At 72.8% G+C, this 17,151-nt stretch carries 14 protein-coding genes; 1 reads left to right on the forward strand and 13 read right to left on the reverse strand.

Annotation, left to right across the window (positions count from 1 at the left end):
- Positions 1-54 precede the first annotated feature (54 nt).
- Complete coding sequence (gene putP, locus BM288_RS12285; RefSeq protein ID WP_092919796.1) at positions 55-1,671, reverse strand: sodium/proline symporter PutP; 1,617 nt, start codon at positions 1,669-1,671, stop codon at positions 55-57.
- A gap of 198 nt (positions 1,672-1,869) precedes the next feature.
- Between putP and BM288_RS12290 the strand changes: the two genes are divergently transcribed.
- A complete protein-coding gene (locus BM288_RS12290) occupies positions 1,870-3,099 on the forward strand; it encodes a cobalamin-independent methionine synthase II family protein (RefSeq protein WP_092919202.1) in 1,230 nt (409 codons plus the stop codon).
- Between the two features lie 69 nt (positions 3,100-3,168).
- Here the strand turns inward: BM288_RS12290 and BM288_RS12295 are convergent, their stop codons facing one another.
- The 12 genes from BM288_RS12295 to BM288_RS12350 all read right to left on the reverse strand — a co-directional run bounded on the left by BM288_RS12295 (position 3,169) and on the right by BM288_RS12350 (position 17,055).
- On the reverse strand, positions 3,169-3,828 hold the full coding sequence (locus BM288_RS12295; protein WP_092919204.1) for a VOC family protein: 660 nt from the start codon (positions 3,826-3,828) through the stop codon (positions 3,169-3,171).
- Positions 3,828-4,424, reverse strand: coding sequence for an alkylhydroperoxidase domain protein (locus BM288_RS12300; RefSeq protein WP_092919206.1), 597 nt, complete (start codon positions 4,422-4,424; stop codon positions 3,828-3,830). Before BM288_RS12300 ends, BM288_RS12295 begins: the two co-directional genes overlap by 1 nt.
- Entirely contained in the window at positions 4,421-5,074 is a 654-nt protein-coding gene (locus BM288_RS12305; RefSeq protein ID WP_318255547.1) for a CMD domain protein, read from the reverse strand. Before BM288_RS12305 ends, BM288_RS12300 begins: the two co-directional genes overlap by 4 nt.
- Positions 5,064-6,092 (reverse strand): LLM class flavin-dependent oxidoreductase, encoded by a 1,029-nt coding sequence (locus BM288_RS14690; RefSeq protein WP_092919209.1) that lies wholly within the window; start codon positions 6,090-6,092, stop codon positions 5,064-5,066. Before BM288_RS14690 ends, BM288_RS12305 begins: the two co-directional genes overlap by 11 nt.
- Positions 6,092-7,753 carry a dipeptide ABC transporter ATP-binding protein gene (locus tag BM288_RS12315; RefSeq protein WP_092919211.1) on the reverse strand — a complete coding sequence of 554 codons (1,662 nt, stop codon included), beginning with the start codon at positions 7,751-7,753 and terminating at the stop codon, positions 6,092-6,094. Before BM288_RS12315 ends, BM288_RS14690 begins: the two co-directional genes overlap by 1 nt.
- Positions 7,750-8,601, reverse strand: a complete 852-nt coding sequence (locus BM288_RS12320; RefSeq protein ID WP_092919213.1) for an ABC transporter permease — start codon at positions 8,599-8,601, stop codon at positions 7,750-7,752. The genes BM288_RS12315 and BM288_RS12320 overlap by 4 nt, the downstream gene beginning before the upstream one ends.
- Positions 8,598-9,533 carry an ABC transporter permease gene (locus BM288_RS12325; protein ID WP_092919215.1) on the reverse strand — a complete coding sequence of 312 codons (936 nt, stop codon included), beginning with the start codon at positions 9,531-9,533 and terminating at the stop codon, positions 8,598-8,600. The genes BM288_RS12320 and BM288_RS12325 overlap by 4 nt, the downstream gene beginning before the upstream one ends.
- Positions 9,534-9,540: 7 nt before the next feature.
- On the reverse strand, positions 9,541-11,196 hold the full coding sequence (locus BM288_RS12330; RefSeq protein ID WP_318255548.1) for a TIGR04028 family ABC transporter substrate-binding protein: 1,656 nt from the start codon (positions 11,194-11,196) through the stop codon (positions 9,541-9,543).
- Between the two features lie 153 nt (positions 11,197-11,349).
- Positions 11,350-13,644 carry a 5-methyltetrahydropteroyltriglutamate--homocysteine S-methyltransferase gene (gene metE / locus BM288_RS12335; RefSeq protein ID WP_092919219.1) on the reverse strand — a complete coding sequence of 765 codons (2,295 nt, stop codon included), beginning with the start codon at positions 13,642-13,644 and terminating at the stop codon, positions 11,350-11,352.
- Positions 13,641-14,570 (reverse strand): methylenetetrahydrofolate reductase, encoded by a 930-nt coding sequence (locus BM288_RS12340; protein WP_092919221.1) that lies wholly within the window; start codon positions 14,568-14,570, stop codon positions 13,641-13,643. Before BM288_RS12340 ends, metE begins: the two co-directional genes overlap by 4 nt.
- The gene (locus tag BM288_RS12345) at positions 14,567-15,859 is read right to left on the reverse strand and encodes an O-acetylhomoserine aminocarboxypropyltransferase/cysteine synthase family protein (RefSeq protein ID WP_092919223.1); all 1,293 of its coding nucleotides are present in this window, start codon (positions 15,857-15,859) and stop codon (positions 14,567-14,569) included. The genes BM288_RS12340 and BM288_RS12345 overlap by 4 nt, the downstream gene beginning before the upstream one ends.
- The gene (locus tag BM288_RS12350; RefSeq protein WP_092919225.1) at positions 15,856-17,055 is read right to left on the reverse strand and encodes a MalY/PatB family protein; all 1,200 of its coding nucleotides are present in this window, start codon (positions 17,053-17,055) and stop codon (positions 15,856-15,858) included. The genes BM288_RS12345 and BM288_RS12350 overlap by 4 nt, the downstream gene beginning before the upstream one ends.
- Between the last annotated feature and the right edge of the window lie 96 nt (positions 17,056-17,151).

The raw sequence follows: 17,151 nt of genomic DNA on the forward strand, positions 1-17,151 counted from the left end.
GGCGCCACGACCCCGAGGGGCCGTGGCGCCTTCGCCGTGCTCAGGCTGCAGCGATCACGGCAGCGCGTTGCGGTCTGCAGCCGCCTCGTCGCTGACGTGGCCGCTGTCGGCGCGAGCCGTGCCGGCGTTGATGGTGCCCGTGTTGCCCTGCAGCACGATCGATCCCGTGCGCGTGAACTCCTCCTCAACGTCGGCGTTGAGCTTGTACGTGGCCAGGCTGACGACGATCGCGACGATCAGGTTGAGGACGAAGCCAGGCACGATCTCGTACAGCGTGAAGAACTCGAATCCGGGTGCCACCACGCCATCGGCATCGGTGCCGGCCTTCTCGACCGCGTCCCAGATGAACACGGTCGCAGCGCCGACGACCATGCCGGCCAGTGCGCCCCAGTTCGTGAGCTTGCGCCAGTAGAGGCTCAGCAGCACGATCGGGCCGAAGGCGGCGCCGAAGCCCGCCCAGGCGAAGCCGACCAGGCCCAGGATCGTGTCGTTGGGCGTGATCGCGAGCACCGCCGCGATGGTCGCGACGGCCAGCACGCACGCACGCCCGAGGATGACGAGCACCTTCTGCGAGGGCTGCCGCTTCACGAACACCTGGAAGAGATCCTCCACGAGCGCCGACGAGCTGACGATCAGCTGGCTGGAGATGGTCGACATGATGGCCGCGAGCACCGCCGCCAGCACGAGGCCTGCCACGAAGGGGTGCAGGAGGGCCTGCGACATCAGCAGCACGACGGTCTCGGGGTTGTCGAGCGCGATGCCCTGCTGCTGCACGTAAGCGATGCCGATGAAGCCGGAGACGACCGCGCCGATGAGCGAGATGACCATCCAGCTGATGCCGTAGTTGCGGCCGGCCTTGGCGTCGTGCACGGTCTTCAGGGCCATGAAGCGCACGATGATGTGCGGCTGGCCGACGTAGCCGAGCCCCCAGGCGAGCGCCGAGATGATGCCGAGCACCACCATGCCGTTCATGTCGGCGGGGAACAGGCCCGTGAGCTCTGCGCCCGAGGCCTCGATGCCCTCCTGCACGCCGCTGAAGCCGCCGACCGTGATGAAGGCCATGACGGGGACGATGATGAGGCCGAGGAACATCATCAGGCCCTGCACGACATCGGTGAGCGATGCGCCGAGGAAGCCGCCGAAGAGCGTGTAGAGCAGCGTGACGCCGCTGACGAGCAGCATGCCCCAGATGTAGTCGGCGCCGAACGACGACTCGAAGAAGACGCCGCCGGCGACCATGCCGGAGGAGACGTAGAAGGTGAAGAACACCAGGATGACGACGCCGGCGACGATGCGCAGCAGACGCGTGCGGTCGCGCGTGCGGTTCTCGAAGAAGCTGGGGATGGTGATGGAGTTGTTCGACACCTCGGTGTAGGCGCGCAGTCGCGGAGCGACGAACTGCCAGTTCAGGAACGCGCCGATGGTGAGGCCGATCGCGATCCACGCCTCGATCAGGCCCGCGGCGTAGATGGCGCCGGGCAGGCCCATCATGAGCCAGCCCGACATGTCAGAAGCACCGGCGGAGAGTGCCGCCGTGAACGGATGCAGGTCGCGGCCGGCGAGCATGTAGTCCTCGTGGCTCTTGGTCTTCCGGGCCGCGTAGACCCCGATCGCGATCATCGCCGCGAAGTAGATCGCGATTGCCAGCAGTTGGAATGTGATGTCGTCCATCGTCATCTCCCCGGTTCGGTTGCGTAACAGCGTACTCACGAGCGACTCATAGGGAAGAGTGCGTGCCGCGAGTCCCCGCATCCGTCTGCATCGGGTACAGCGCGACCGCTGTGTGACGAACCGTGACCCCCGCCGCTACCGGCAGGGCCCGGCCGCTGGCTACCGTGCGTGGGAGACCCACAGAACGGAAGGCCCACCATGACCCGCATCGACGTCTCCCACGCAGGCAGCCTGCCGCGCACCCCGGAGCTCATCGCCGCCAACGCTGCGCGCTCGTTCGCCGAGGACGGCCTCACGCTGCAGCGGACCCCCGAGTTCGAGGAGCTGCTCACCGCGGCGGTCGCCGACCTCGTGCGCCGGCAGCGCGAGCTCGGCATCACGATCATCGGCGACGGCGAGTACGGCAAGGCGATGTCGAACCCCTCCGACTACGCCGCCTGGTGGACCTACGCCTTCCAGCGCGTGGCCGGGCTCGAGATCACCGGCGAGGACATCTTCACCGAGCCCATTCAGCGCTCGGCCCCCGGCGACGTGCGCCTGACCTCGTTCCCCGACCGGAGAGACTGGGTGCGCTTCCAGGACGCCTACCAGGACCCGGAGCAGCCGGTGCTCAAGCAGTCGCCGGCGACGCCGTTCCCCGCCACCACCGGCGCGCTGCGCTATACGGGGCAGGAGGCGCTCGCCACCGACATCGCGAACCTGCGCGCCGGCCTCGACAGCGCGGGTGCGGACCAGGGGTTCCTGACCGCGCTCTCGCCCGGCTCGGCCGCGCGCATCGCGAATCGCCACTACGGCTCGGAGGAGGAGCACATCTGGGCGTGGGCCGACGTGCTCCGGGAGGAGTACCAGGCGATCACCGACGCCGGCTTCATCGTGCAGATCGACGACCCCTCGCTGGCCGAGAACTTCGACCAGATCAACCCGGAGCCGTCCATCGAGGACTACCTGGCCTTCACGCGCATCCGGGTCGAGGCGCTCAACCACGCCATCCGCGGCCTGCCGGAGGAGCTCGTGCGCCTGCACCTGTGCTGGGGATCGTGGCACGGGCCGCACACGACGGACGTGGCGTTCGGCGACATCGCCGAGCTCGTGCTCGAGGTCGACGCCGGCAGCTACTCGTTCGAGGCCGCGAACGCGCGCCACGAGCACGAGTGGCGCGTCTGGGAGCAGGTCGAGCTGCCCGCAGGCAAGCGCATCGCCCCAGGCGTCATCGGCCATGCGACGAACGTCGTCGAGCACCCCGAGCTGGTCGCCGATCGCATCGAGCGCTTCGCGCGCATCGTCGGGCCGGAGCGCGTGATCGCCTCGACCGACTGCGGGCTGGGCGGTCGCATCCACCCGTCGATCGCGATCGCGAAGCTCGAGTCGCTCGGGCAGGGCGCCCGGCTGGCCGAGCAGCGGCTCGGGGCCGCCGTCTCGATCGTCTGACGCGGCGCAGCACGGAGGGGCCGGCAGCGGCGTGCGCCGCTGGCCGGCCCCTCGAACGCGCGAGGCGCCTCAGCGCACCGTCACCGCGGTGCCGTCGACGACGACGTCGAACTCGAAGCCGGCCGTCTCGGCGTGCACGACCTGCAGCGCATCCGCACCGTCTCCGACCTCGACGCCGAGCGCCGCCAGGCGGGCAGACTCGCCCTCGACATCAGGGGTGCGGCGGCGCAGCGCGACGAGCTCGACCGTGGGCAGCTCGTCGAGGGCGGGATGCGGGGTGGTGCCCCAATCGATGAGGAAGGGCGGCTGCTGCTCGTCGCGAGGGAGCCCCAGGCGCCAGGCGAGCTCGCGCCCGTCGGGTGTGCGGCGCGAGAGCGGCTCGGGATCCCCGTAGTCGTGGCCGGCCGCGCGCGCACGCTCGATCGTCGCATCGAGGTCGGCGGGCGCGATCGCGAAGCTCGCCACGCGCGGCGCGGCCAACTGGTCGATGCCGAAGCGCGGCACCTCGGCCGCCACCCGGCCTGCCTCGGCGTCGGGTCCGATGAGCTCGAGGTACTGCCGCACCCGCTCACCGCCGCGCGTGCAGGCGACGAGCGCGTTGGCAGTGCCGGTCGGGTGCCGGCCGCCGGGCGTCGCTCGCGCGCCGGTGGCGCGCTCGAACGCCTCGACCAGCGCCGCCAGATCCGGACCGGCCAGCACGATGTGGTCGAGGATGCGGGGCACGCCCATCAGACGACCTCGGGCTCGCCGAGCGAGAGCATCAGCCGGTTGGCCCAGTTGAAGAAGGCCGCGCCGCTGATCTGGTCGAGGATCCCCGCGTCGTCGAGGCCGGCCGCGCGGAGGCGCTCGACGTGCTCGGCACCGAACGCCGAAGGTGTCACCGTCAGTGCGGCAGAGGCATCCGCGATCGCATCCCAGCGCTCGTCGACGCGCGCGCCGACGCCCTCGTCGAGCAGCCGCTGCACGTCGTCGCCGCGACCCGAGAGCCGCGACGCCGCACGCGCGTGCACCGAGGCGCAGAAGACGCAGCCGTTGACGCGCGAGGCGGCGGCGGCGGCGAGCTCGCGCTCCCATCGCGGGATGCCGCCATCCTCGTTGTGGAAGATGTCGAGATCGGTGAGCGTGCGCGCCCGCAGCGCCTCGGGGTCGCGGGCGAGCAGCCGGAAATAGGGGTTCGTGGCGCGGCCGGGCTCGACCAGGCTGTCGTGCTGCGCCTCGGTGAGCTCGTCCTCGGGCACTGGCGGTGCCCACGGCACCCAGCCGAGGCTGCGCTGCGTGAAGCCCTCGGGGCGCCGCAGCGCCGGATAGTCGGCGATCGTGGTCATGCGCGGGCCTCCTCGAGTGCGGTGGCGGATGCGAGCGCGGCGGATGCGGGCGCATCGGGTGCCGCGGCGGCGAGCACGCGCAGGCCGTGCACGAGCCGCAGCTGGAACGACAGGAAGGCGACCAGCTGGCTGAGCGAGACGAGCGCATCGGGGCCCCAGCCCGCGGCGGTCAGCGCACGCAGCGCCTCGGGCCGCGCGTCGCGCGGGTGCAGCACCAGCAGGTGCGCGTGCTCGAGCGCTGCCGCCAGTCGCTCCCCGAGCACGGAGCGGTCGACGCGGGCGACGGGGCCGGCGACCGCCTCCCGCTGCAGCGCGGGCTCGCGGTAGCCGCCGTACGGGCCGGATGCGCGGCCCGCGTCGGCTGCGCGTCGCACGGACGCGGTGACCCCGGGGGCCGCCGCGTCGTCCAGCAGCTCGAGGTAGAAGGCCGACGAGCGGGTGGGCGCGCCCTGGGCATCGTGCAGCAGCGCGACGTAGGCGGCGACCGCGTAGCGGTCCCCGAGCGAGAGCTCACCGGGGTCGGCCGGCTCGAGCAGCGCGAGGAAGCTCTGCTGCGCGTTCTCGCGCGCATCGGGCCGCGCTCTGCGGATCGTGTCGAGCCGGGATCCAGCGGTGATCTCGGCGAGGTGGTCGATGACGTCATGCGACACGGCGTGCCTCCTGGGGTTCGATGGCGACGCGCCAGCCGAGCGCCGGCGCGACCTCTCGGGCGAACAGCTCGAGCGAGCGGTTGGTGATGGACGCGTCGGGGTCGACCGAGTGCACCTGGATGGAGACCTCGGTGGCGCCGGCGGCCACGGTGTCGGCTGCGAGCGAGTCGATGACCTCCGCCGGCGTGCCGAGGTGGGTCTCGCTGCGCACGAGCAGCTCGTCGAGCGAGAGGGAGCCGGGGGTGATGCCGTGCAGCTGCGCCACCTGCGCGCCGATCCCGGCCTCGGCATGCGCGCGCACGGCGCTGCGGTCGGCCGGGTCGACGACCACGACGCTGCGGGAGGCGAGGACGCGCGGCGCGACACCCGATGGCAGCGCGTCGAGGTAGGCGTCGACGAGCCGGCGCTGCACCTCCCACACCCGCGGCGGGACGTCGCCCGTGTGCTCGCTCGGGATCGGCTGCACGCGCGAGAGCATCAGGCCGTCGCCCTGCGCGCCGATCGCGCCGGCGCCCTCCGGCGAGAAGGTCGCCTGCCAGATGCGGCCCTCGAGCCCGGTCTGCTGCTGCGGGTACAGCGATTCGTCGGCGGTGCCGGCGATGAGCGAGCGCAGCCGGACGAGCTTCGCGTCGTAGATGGCGCGACGCTGCCCGGGGTCCTCGCCGAAGGCGCTCAGCGTGCGGGGGCTGCCGCCGGTGCCCAGGCCCAGCTCGGCGCGGCCACCCGCGATCGTGTCGAGCACGACCGCGTCCTCTGCGGCGCGCGCGGGATGCTCGTGCGCGAGCGTGAGGATGGCCGTGCCGAGCCGGATGCGAGCGGTCCGCGCGGCGGCCGCCGCGAGCAGCACGAACGGCGAAGGCAGACCGCCCTCGGCGCCGTCGAGGTGATGCTGTGCCACCCATGCGGTCTCGAAGCCGAGCGACTCGGCCAGCTCGATCTGCTCGAGCGCGATGCGGTAGCGCTCCGCTGCAGCCGCGTCGTCGAGCACGCGGGTGAAGAATCCGATCGTCGGCGCCATCACGCCACCTCCAGCTGCCCGTGCGGTGATCGCCGGCTGCGGCGGGCGTCCCGCAGCCAGTCGGGGGAGGGCACCGCATGCAGCAGCGCCCGCGTGTACTCGTGCTGCGGGCTCGACAGCACCTGCTGCGCCGTGCCCGTCTCGACGGCGCGGCCGCCCCGCAGCACCGTGACGGTGTCGGCGATGCGACGCACGACCGCGAGATCGTGGGTGATGAACAGGTAGGTGAGGCCCAGCTCGCGCTGCAGCCGCTCGAGCAGGTCGAGGATCTGCGACTGCACCGTGACGTCGAGCGCCGAGACCGCCTCGTCGAGCACGACCGCCTGCGGCTCGATGATGAGCGCGCGGGCGATGGCGACGCGCTGGCGCTGCCCGCCGGAGAGCTCGCGCGGCAGTCTGCCGGCGACTTCTGCGGGCAGTGCGACCTGCTCGAGCGCGGTGGCGACGCGCTCCGCGAGCACGCGGCGATCGCGCACGCCGCCGTGGGCGAGCGGCAGGTTCAGCAGCGGCTCGCCCACCGTCTGCCCGATCGAGCGGCGCGGGTCGAGCGAGGCGTAGGGGTTCTGCGAGACGAGCTGCACCGCGTGCCGCAGGCGTCGGCTGCCGCGCTCGGCGAGCACGTCGAGCTCGCCGATGCGGATCGATCCGGCGGCGGGCGTGTGGAAGCCCGCGAGCGCCCGGCCGATCGTCGTCTTGCCGGAGCCGGACTCGCCCACCAGCGCATGCGTCGTGCCACGAGCGATCCCGAGGCCGACGTCGTCGACGGCGCGGAACGCATCCGCGCCCTTCCCGTACTCGTGGACGAGGCCCTCCACCGTCACGAACGGCTCGACCGCCGGCCGAGCCTGCCGAGGTGCCGCGTCGGTGAGCGCGGGCGCGTCGGCGAGCAGGGCGGCCGTGTAGTCGCGACTCGGGTCGCGCAGCACCGCGCGCGTCTCACCGGCCTCCTCGAGCCTGCCGCCTCGCAGCACCGCGATGCTGTCCGCCCGCTCGGCAGCGACCGCGAGGTCATGCGTGATCAGCAGCACGCTGGAGCCGAGCTCCGTGCGCAGGTCGTCGAGCAGGTCGAGGATGCGCCGCTGCACCGTCACATCCAGCGCGCTGGTCGGCTCGTCGGCGATGATCAGGGCGGGCTCGAGGGCCACGGCTGCGGCGATCAGCGCGCGCTGCCGCATGCCGCCCGAGAGCTCGTGCGGGTACTGCCGCGCGCGCCGCTCGGGGTCGTCGAGGCCGACCCGCTCGAGCAGGTCGACGACGCGGCGGCGGATGGCCTCCTTCGTGCCCCAGCGGTGGATGCGCAGCGGCGCGGCGACCGATGCCCCGATCGTCCGCACCGGGTTGAGCGAGGTGCCGGGATCCTGCGGGACGAGCGCGATGCGCGCGCCGCGCAGCTCCTGGAGCGCGCGAGCGGGCAGCTTCGCAAGATCGAGTCCGCCGCCGGCGAGCCGCAGGCCGATGCTGCCGCGCTCGAGGCGGCCGCCCGCGGCCAGCAGCCCGATGATCGCGTGCCCGATGGTGGTCTTGCCGGAGCCGGATTCGCCGACCAGCGCGAGCACCTCGCCGCGCTGCAGCTCGAGGCTGACGCCGTCCACTGCGGTGTGCCGCTGGCCGCGAGCACGGTAGGAGACGGCCAGGTCGTCGATCGTGAGCAGGGTGCTCATGCGGTTGCCTTTCTGACGGCGGATGCGACCCGGTTGGCCGACAGCACGACGGCTGCGACGACGAGTCCTGGCAGGGTGGTGAGCCACGCGGCGGAGCCGACGTAGTCGCGGCTCTCGGCGATCAGCAGCCCCCACTCGGGCGTGGGCGGCGGCGCACCGTAGCCCAGGAAGCCGAGCGTGGAGATCTGCAGGATGGCGCTGCCGAACTGCAGCGCGGCGAGCGCCAGCACAGCGCCCAGCGAGTTGGGCAGCACGTGCCGCCAGAGCACGCGGAGGAACGAGCCGCCGGAGCCGAAGGCCGCCTCGACGTAGTCGCTGCGCCGCACCCGCAGCACCTGCGAGCGGGCCAGCCGGGCGAAGACGGCGATCGAGGTCACGCCGACGGCGATCGCGGCGTTCGTGACGCCGAAGCCGAGCAGCACGATGACGCTCAGCGCCAGCAGCAGGCCGGGGATCGCCAGCAGCACGTCGACGATCCGCATGAGCGCCTCCTCGGCGACGCCGCCGGTGGAGCCGGCGAGCACGCCGATCGCCGTGCCGACGACCAGGCCGACGAGCACGGCGATGGCGGCGCCGGAGAGCGAGTTGGCGGCGCCGAAGATGACGCGGGCGAGCAGGTCGCGCCCGGTGGCGTCGGTGCCGAAGGGATGCGCCCCGCTCGGCGGCTGCAGGGCGTTCAGCGCCTCGCCCGCGAGGGGGTCCTGGCTCGTGAACAGCCACGGCGCGATGGCCCACGCCAGTGCGACGGCGAGCACCGCGATCGCGAGCACGAGGGTGAGGGCGGGTCGCCGGCGCGCGGCGGGGCGCTCGGTGCTCCGGGGGAGCAGGACCGCTGCTGACGCGCTCATGCGTGCACCGCCTTCCGCAGCCGGGGGTCGATCGCCGGGGCGACGAGGTCGACCGCCAGGTTGATGGCGACGAAGCCGACGGCCGAGATGACGACGATGGCCTGCAGCACCGGGGTGTCGCGGGTGGCGACCGCATCGACGGTGAGCCGGCCGAGGCCGGTGCGGGCGAAGACGGTCTCGGTGACCACCGCGCCCGCGATCAGCTCGCCGAACAGCACCCCGGCGATGGTCAGCGTCGGCAGCAGCGAGTTGCGCGCGACCTCCTTCGACAGCAGCCAGCGGGGGCCGGCACCGCGCGCCCGGGCGACGGCGATGAAGGGTTCGGCGACGGTGTCGTCGATGCTGCGGATGAGCACCTGCGCCAGCGGCGCAGCGATCGGCACGGCGATCGTCAGCACCGGCAGCACGAGTGCCTCGACCGGGTTCGCGTTGATCACCGGGATCAGGCCGAGCTGGAACGAGAAGACCTGCAGCAGCACGATGCCGAGCCAGAAGACCGGCACCGACACGAACAGCGGCGGCAGCGAGCGGAAGGCGCGCCGCAGCCATTCGGCTGACGAGAACGTCGCGGCGACGGCGACCCCGCACGCCAGCAGCACGGCGACGAGGAACCCGAGCGATGCCAGGGCGACAGTGGCGGGGAGCGCCGCGGCGAGGAGGGACTCGACCGCGGCCCCGTTCTGCAGCGAGGTGCCGAGGTCGCCGCTGAGGAAGCCCGCTGCCGACTGCCACAGCTGCACCCAGACCGGCTGATCGGTGCCGTAGACGAGGCGCAGCTGATCGAGCTGCGCCTCGGTGAGCCCGAGCTCCGGGCTCGCGTACCGGGCGACGATGGCGTCGCCCGGCAGCGCGTGCAGGAGCAGGAAGGCGAGCACGAACGTGGCGGCCACGACCAGCGCTGCCTGTCCCGTGCGGCGGAGTGCGTAGGGCATAGCCGGCTCAGCCCTCCAGCCAGACGCCCGAGAACGTCGGGCGGCCCACCGACTCGGTGCCGAAGCCGTGCACCACCGGCTGCAGGCCGTAGACCTGCGGCTCCTCGAAGAAGGGCAGCGCGTAGGCGTGCTCGGTCAGGTGCGCCTGCACGGCGGCTGCAGCAGCGGCGCGCTGCTCGGTGCCAGGTGCGGAGGCGACCTCGCGCAGCAGCGCCTCGAGCTCGACGTCGATCGGCTCGCCCGACTCGTCGGCGTTGCGCAGCGTGTTGCGGTTCTCGATCGAGTACTGGCTCTTGATCACGTCGTAGTCGGCTCGCCCGACCATCGAGTGGTAGATCTGGATCTGGTCGATGTCTGCCGCGGCAGCGGTCTGCGCGGCCTGGTCGCCCTGGAAGAGCTCGAGCTCCACGCCGACCTCACGCAGCTGCTGGGCGACGAGCGTGATGACGTCGCGCGAGCGGGGTTGCGGCAGCGCCTCGTTCACGACCAGGTGCAGTCGCTCGCCGTCGCGCACCCGGATGCCGTCGTCGCCGACCTCCCAGCCGGCCTCGTCGAGCAGTGCCCTGGCGCGCTCCTGGTCGAACTCGTAGGCTCCGACCTGCTCCGCGTAGCCCAGCGCGGTCCGGCTGAGCGAGGAGGTCGCGAGCGGATAGCCGTCCGAGAAGATCGAGTCGACGATCTCCCGGCGGTCGATGCCGGCGATCAGGGCCTGCCGCACGCGGATGTCCTGCAGCAGCTGGTGGTCGAAGCGGAAGCTCAGCCCGTTGTTGACGCCGTTGGTCTGCTCGGCGACGATCTCGAGCCCGGCCGCGGCCACCTGCGCCTCGTGCTGCGGCTCGACCTGCCGCGCGATGTGCCCCTGGCCGGAGACGAGCGAGCCGATGCGCACGCTGTCCTCCGGGGCGATCACGATGTCGACCGCGTCGACGTAGGGGCGACCCTGGTTCTGAGCCGACGGCGGTGCCCACGCATAGTCCTCGCGTGCGGCGAGCCGGATCGTCGTGCCGATCTGCTCGGACTCCACGACGAAGGGCCCGGCCCCGATCACCTCGCTGGCGTTGCCGGGGCCGAAGCCCTCGGAGTCGAGCTCGAGCGACGCATCCCCCAGCAGGCCAGAGTTGATGGTCGACACCGCTTGCGCGAAGCCAGGCGCGGGAGCGCTGAAGTGGAAGCGCACGGTGTCGTCGTCGACGACCTCGCCGCGCTCGTAGTTGTTGATCGCCTCGCTGACGATCAGCGCCCGATCCTGGTCACCGAGGCCGTACAGGTCGATGTTCGCGACCACGTTCTCGGCCGTCAGCGGGGTGCCGTCCGAGTAGGTGATGTCGGTGCGGATGTCGAAGGTGTACTCGGTGGCGTCCGCGTTGACCTCCGGCAGCGCCGTCGCGACCCAGGGCTCGAGCTCGAGCGTCTCGGGGTCCTGATGCAGCAGGCGCACGGTGAGGTTGTTCACGAGCGCGCCGTTCGGGTAGAAGCCGGCGCTCGGCGGGTAGAGCGTCGCATAGGCCTGGTGCTCGAGGTACGTGAGCGTGCCGCCGATGCTGGGGCCGCCGTCGCTGCTCTGCGGCGCGGAGGCCTGGCTGGTGGAGCACGCGCTCAGGGCGAGGGCGAGGGCGGCGACGCCGGCAAGTGCTGACAGACGCGGATGCGGTGTGCGGTTCACGAGGACCTCCATAAGCGGTGCTTGGTGTGCCTCTAAGACAAGCCGATCGCCCGAGTCCGCGCATCCCGGGCTGCAACACGGCGTCACACACGCCGGGACGACAACGGCGCGCACCGCCAGCAAGGCCGGTGCGCGCCGTGCGGGGCGGAAGGCTCAGCCGACGACGACCGCCTCGCGCGCGCGTCGAGCCGCCGCCACCAGGCGGGTGAGGCTCGCCACCGTCTCGTCGTAGCCGCGCGTCTTCAAGCCGCAGTCGGGGTTGACCCACAGCAGCCCCTCGGGGATGCCTGCGGTGGCGGTGGCGAGCAGCTCGTCGAGCTCGTCGTGCCCAGGCACGCGAGGGGAGTGGATGTCGTAGACACCCGGACCGATGCCGCGACCGAAGCCGTGCGCGGCGAGCGCCTCGACCACCTCCATCTTGGAGCGCGCTGCCTCGATGCTCGTGACGTCCGCATCCAGGCCGTCGATCGCATCCACCACCGTGTTGAACTCCGAGTAGCAGAGGTGCGTGTGGATCTGGGTGGCCGGCGCCGCACCGCCGGTGGCCAGCCGGAAGGCGCCCACTGACCAGTCGAGGTAGGCGGGGCGGGCCTCGCGGCGCAGCGGCAGCAGCTCGCGCAGCGCGGGCTCGTCCACCTGCACGATGCGGACGCCCGCGGCCTCGAGATCGGCGATCTCGTCGGCCAGCGCGAGCGCCACCTGGTCAGCGGTCTCGGCCAGCGGCTGGTCGTCGCGCACGAACGACCACGCGAGGATCGTGACCGGTCCGGTGAGCATGCCCTTGACGACCTTGCTCGTCAGCGACTGCGCATATGCGATCCACTCGACGGTGAAGGCCGCCGCCCTGGAGACGTCGCCCCACAGGATCGACGGCCGCGTGGCCCGCGAGCCGTAGGACTGCACCCAGCCGTGCTCGGTCGCGGCGAAGCCGTCGAAGTGCTCGGCGAAGTACTGCACCATGTCGTTGCGCTCCGGCTCGCCGTGCACGAGCACGTCGAGTCCCAGCTGCTCCTGCAGCTCGATCACGCGGCGCACCTCGGCGCGGAGCACCTGCGTGTAGCCGCTGTCGTCGAGCTCGCCTCGCGCGTGCCGTGCGCGGGCGGTGCGGATGTCGCCGGTCTGGGGGAACGAGCCGATCGTCGTGGTCGGCAGCGGCGGCAGCTCGAGCGCCTCGCGCTGCAGCCGGGCGCGCTCGTCGTACGTCGCGCGCTGGCGCGCCTCGCTCGGCAGCGACGCGAGTCGAGCGCGGACGGAGCCGTCGCGCACGCCGGGTGCAGCGGCGCGGTCCGCGACCGCGGCGCGCGCGTCGGCGAACGCCTGCTCGTCGAGGGAGCCGGTGAGCGCTGCGGCCAGTGCGACGACCTCCGCCACCTTCTGGTCGGCGAAAGCCAGCCACGATCGCAGTCGGGGGGCGAGCGACTGCTCTGCCGCCACGTCGTGCGGCACGTGCAGCAGGCTCGTGCTCGTGCCGACGGCGACCGGGCCGCGAGCCGCGATCTCCCGCAGGCGCTCCAGGGCGCCGTCGAGGTCGGTGCGCCAGACGTTGCGGCCGTGCACCACACCGGCGACCAGCGGCGTCGAGCCGGTCGCCGGCGCGCCGCCGCGCACGAGGTCGATCGCGAGTGCGTCGACGGCGTCGGCCAGCGACTCGACGCGACCGGCAGCATCCCCGTGTCCGACATGCAGCAGCACCCGCAGTCCGGCTGCGCGCAGGGCCTCGGCACCGGCGCGGGCGACGGCCTGCAGCTCGGCGAGCTCGACGTGGTCGAAGTCGGCGATCAGCGCGGGCTCGTCGAGCTGGACCCAGGTGGCGCCGGCCGCGGCCAGCGCCTCCCCGAGCGCGCCGTAGGCGGGCACGAGCCGTTCGGCGAGCTCGATGGGCCGGATGTCCGCCGCCTTCGAGAGCGCGAGATAGGTGGCGGGCCCGACCACGACCGGGCGTCCGTGCACACCGGCCCGACCGGCCTCGACGAAGCGGTCGACGATGCGGGTGTCGGCGAAGGAGAAGGTCGTCTCGGCGTCGAGCTCCGGCACCAGGTAGTGATAGTTGGTGTCGAGCCACTTGGTCATCTCGAGCGGCGCGGTGTCGTCATGCCCGCGCGCCAGCAGCCATTCGCCGGCGAGCCCCTCCGGCAGGCCGCCGCGCAGCCGCGGGGGCGCGACACCGAAGGTGAGGGTGGCGTCGAGCACGTGGTCGTAGTGCGCCGCCTCGATCGGGATCGAGGCGTCATCGGCTCGCAGGCCGAGCTCGCGCAGGCGCTCGAGGTCGGCCAGCCGGTTCGCGCTCGCCGCGGCGTGGAAGTCGGCGGCGTCGATGGTGCCGCGCCAGTGCGCCTCGAGCGCGCGCTTGAGCTCGCGGCGGCGGCCGATGCGGGGATAGCCGAGGATGGTGCCGCCGGGGAAGATCGGTGCCGCGGCGTGCTGCTCGCGGGTGCTGATGGTCGTCATGGTGCTCCTGTGCTGATGCTGGTGGCGATGGGCAGCGCGCCGACGCCCTCGAGGACGTCGATCGCGGGTCGGTGGTCGTTGAAGGTGTAGAGGTGCACGCTGGGCGGGTCGTGCTCGGCGAGCGCGCTGATGAGCGCCACGGCGGCGTCGACGCCGATCCGCACGGCGTCCTCGGGTGCCGCTCGCGCGAGCCGGTCGGCGAGCACCTGCGGGAGCCCCTCGCCCGCGAGCTCGGCCGAGCGCACGAGCCGGCGGTGCGAGGTGGGGATCGCGACGCCGGGCACGATCGGGATGGTCACGCCCCGTGCCCGGGCGAGCTCGACGAAGCGGGCGTAGTCGTAGGGGTCGAAGAACAGCTGCGTGATGGCCATGGTGGCGCCGGCGGCCTGCTTCGCCAGCAGCGCGTCGATGTCGCGGCGATGCACGCCGGCGCCGGGATGGCCGTTCGGGAAGGCGGCCACCGCGACGTCGACCGTGCGTCGCCGGTCGGACAGCGACGCGGCGCGCAGGCCCGGCAGTCGGGTCTCCGCATAGGGCTCGCGCTCGGACTCGACCCGCTGGATGAGCTGGACGAGCTGCGACGCGGTCTGCAGCGACGTGGGCGGCATCGGGCTGTCCTCGCGCGGCGGGTCGCCGCGCAGGGCGAGGAAGCGCGTGATGCCGGCGTCGAGGAACTGCCGCACGAGCTGCGAGGTCTCCGCGACGCTGAGCCCCGTGCAGGTCAGATGCGCCATCGGGTTCGCGCCGCCGTCGATGAGCCGCTGCAGCACCCCGAGCGAGTGGCGCGAGGTCGAGCCGCCGGCGCCGAAGGTCACCGAGACGAACTCGGGATCGAGCGCGATGAAGGCATCGACGGCTGCGTCGACGCGCGACGCGGACGCCGGAGTGCGGGGCGGGAAGAGCTCGAAGGAGTAGCGCAGGCTCACGGACGGATCCCCTCGAGCGCCTGCAGCAGGTCGGCGACGATGTCGTCGACCCGCTCGAGGCCGATGGAGATGCGCACCAGCCCCGGCGTGATGCCGAGCGCGCGCCGCTCGGCGTCGTCGAGCTTGCCGTGGATGGTGCTGCCGGTGTGGATCGCGAGCGTGCGGACGTCGCCGATGTGGGTCATCTGGCTCACCAGCCGCAGCCCGTCGAGGAACGCCCGAGCGGCATCGCGGCCGCCGACCAGGTCGACCGAGACGATCGAGCCGGCACCGTCGGGCAGCATCCGCTCGACCACTGCCCTGCGCGGGTCGTCAGGCCGACCGGGGTAGTGCACGTGAGCGACGGCCGGATGCGTGGCGAGCGCGTCGGCGACGGCGCGCGCGTTCTCGACGTGGCGCTCCATGCGCAGCGACAGCGTCTCGATGCCGTGCAGCAGCAGGAAGGCGCTCGTGGGCGGGAAGCTCGGGCCGTGCTCGAGCACCGTCACCGAGCGCAGGTAGGCGGTGTACGCGGCGTCGCCGAAGCGCTCGGCGAACGACTCGGCGCCGTGCGGCCGAGGCTCGTGCAGCTGCGGGAACCGGTCGGCGGCGGCGGCCCAGTCGAAGGTGCCGCCGTCGATGATGGCGCCGCCGATGACCGAGCCGTGACCGCTCAGCCACTTGGAGGTCGAGTGGATGACGACAGCCGCGCCGTGCTCGAAGGGGCGGCACAGGTAGGGCGTGGCGACGGTGTTGTCGATCACGAGCGGCACGCCGGTGCGCTCAGAGACGCGGCCGAGCATGGCCAGGTCGGCGATCTCGCCGAGCGGGTTCGCGATCGACTCGGCGTAGATCGCGCGCGTCTCCGGGAGCACCGCGTCGACCCATGCCTGCTCGTCGGCGTCGATGGAGACGGCGCTGAACCGCAGCCCCTGCCGGCGCAGTGCGCCGCGCACCATCTCGCGCGTACCCTCATAGAGCCGGTCGGAGGTGAGGATGTGGTCGCCGGACTGCGCGAGCGCCGAGAGGGCTGCGGCTATGGCTGCCTGGCCACTGGCGACCAGCACGCCGTCGACGCCGCCCTCGAGGTCGGCGATGCGGCGAGCAGCGACCACGTTCGTGGGGTTGTCGTTGCGGGAATAGGCGCGTCGCGCGCTGCGGCCGGCGAAGCGCTCCGCGCCGTCGTCGAAGCTGTCGAAGACGTAGCCGGCGCTCTGGTAGATCGGGGTGATGCGGGCGCCGGCCTCGGCGTCGACGATCGCGCCGGCGTGGATCTGGCGGGTGGCGAAGCCCCAGTCGGTCGCGCTCATCGGGGCGAGCCTGCACCGATCGGCGCCAGCGCGGCGGCGATCCGGTCGATCGCCTCCTCGAGCACGGGGGCGGGGGTCGCGAAGACCAGTCGCACGTGCTGCTCGGAGCCCGCGCCGCAGAGCGCGCCGTCCGTGAGCGTCACGCCCGCCCGCTCGCGCAGCAGTGCCGCGGGCGAGTCGGCGCCGAGGCGCAGCCCGGTCAGGTCGAGCCAGGCGAGATAGGTGGCCTCCGGCGCGTGCCAGTGCGCACCCGGCAGGCGCTCGGCGAGCAGCGCGCCGAGCAGATCGCGGTTGCGCTGCAGGTAGTCGACCGTGCCCTCGAGCCACGGCCCGCCCGCGCGGTAGGCCGCGGTCGAGGCGACCACGCCGAGCGTCGACGCGCCGTGCACCACCGCGAAGCCGAAGCTGCGGTAGCGCGCCTCGTCGGCGTCGTTCGCGGTGATGAGCTGCGCGGCCTTGAGCCCGGGGATGTTCCAGGCCTTGGAGGCGCTGGTGCCCGTGATCGTGTGGCCGGCCGCGGCGGCCGACACGGAGGCGTACGGCACGTGCTCGCGCCCGTCGAAGCGGATGGAGGCGTGGATCTCGTCGGCGAAGACGCGTCCGCCATGGCGCTCGACGAGCTCGGCGATCTGCTCGAGCTCGGCGCGCGGCAGCACCGTGCCGGTGGGGTTGTGCGGGTTGCAGAGCACGAGCGTGCGCGCGCCGGCGGCGAACGCGCGGTCGATGCCGTCGAGATCATGCTGCCAGCGGCCGTCGATCACGACCCCGGGCACCTGCACGACCGGGCGACCGAGCGTCGCGAGGTAGGTGAGGAACGGCATGTAGGCCGGCGTCGGCACGATGACCGCGGAGCCCTCGGGCGAATAGTGCTCGACGGCAGCGCCCAGCGCCGCCATCACGTCCGAGACGGCGTGCACGCGCTCGGGGTCGACCTGCCAGCCGTGCTGCGTCGCCTGCCACGCGGCGGTCGCCTCTGCCAGCTCCGCCGCGGTCCCGGGGGAGAGGTAGCCGAGCACGTCGTCGTCGATCGCGCGGCGCAGAGCCTCTCGGACCGGCGGCGCGGTGCCGAAGTCCATCTCCGCCACCCAGGCGCCGATGGTGCCGGGATGCAGGCTCCACTTGCGGCTCGAGGGTCGCTCGAGGGCGACCCTGCCGATGCTGTCCCACGCGTGCTCGCCGCGACCGTATGCCGTCATCGCTCGCCTCCTGTTGCTCGTGCGGTCATGCTGGCAGGGGCGTCGGCCGAGCGGCGAGGCGCCCGGTAACGCGGCGACACACAGCCGCGAGCGCTC

Origin of the sequence: Agrococcus baldri (assembly GCA_900114805.1) — a bacterium.
In the GTDB taxonomy this organism is placed as follows: domain Bacteria; phylum Actinomycetota; class Actinomycetes; order Actinomycetales; family Microbacteriaceae; genus Agrococcus; species Agrococcus baldri.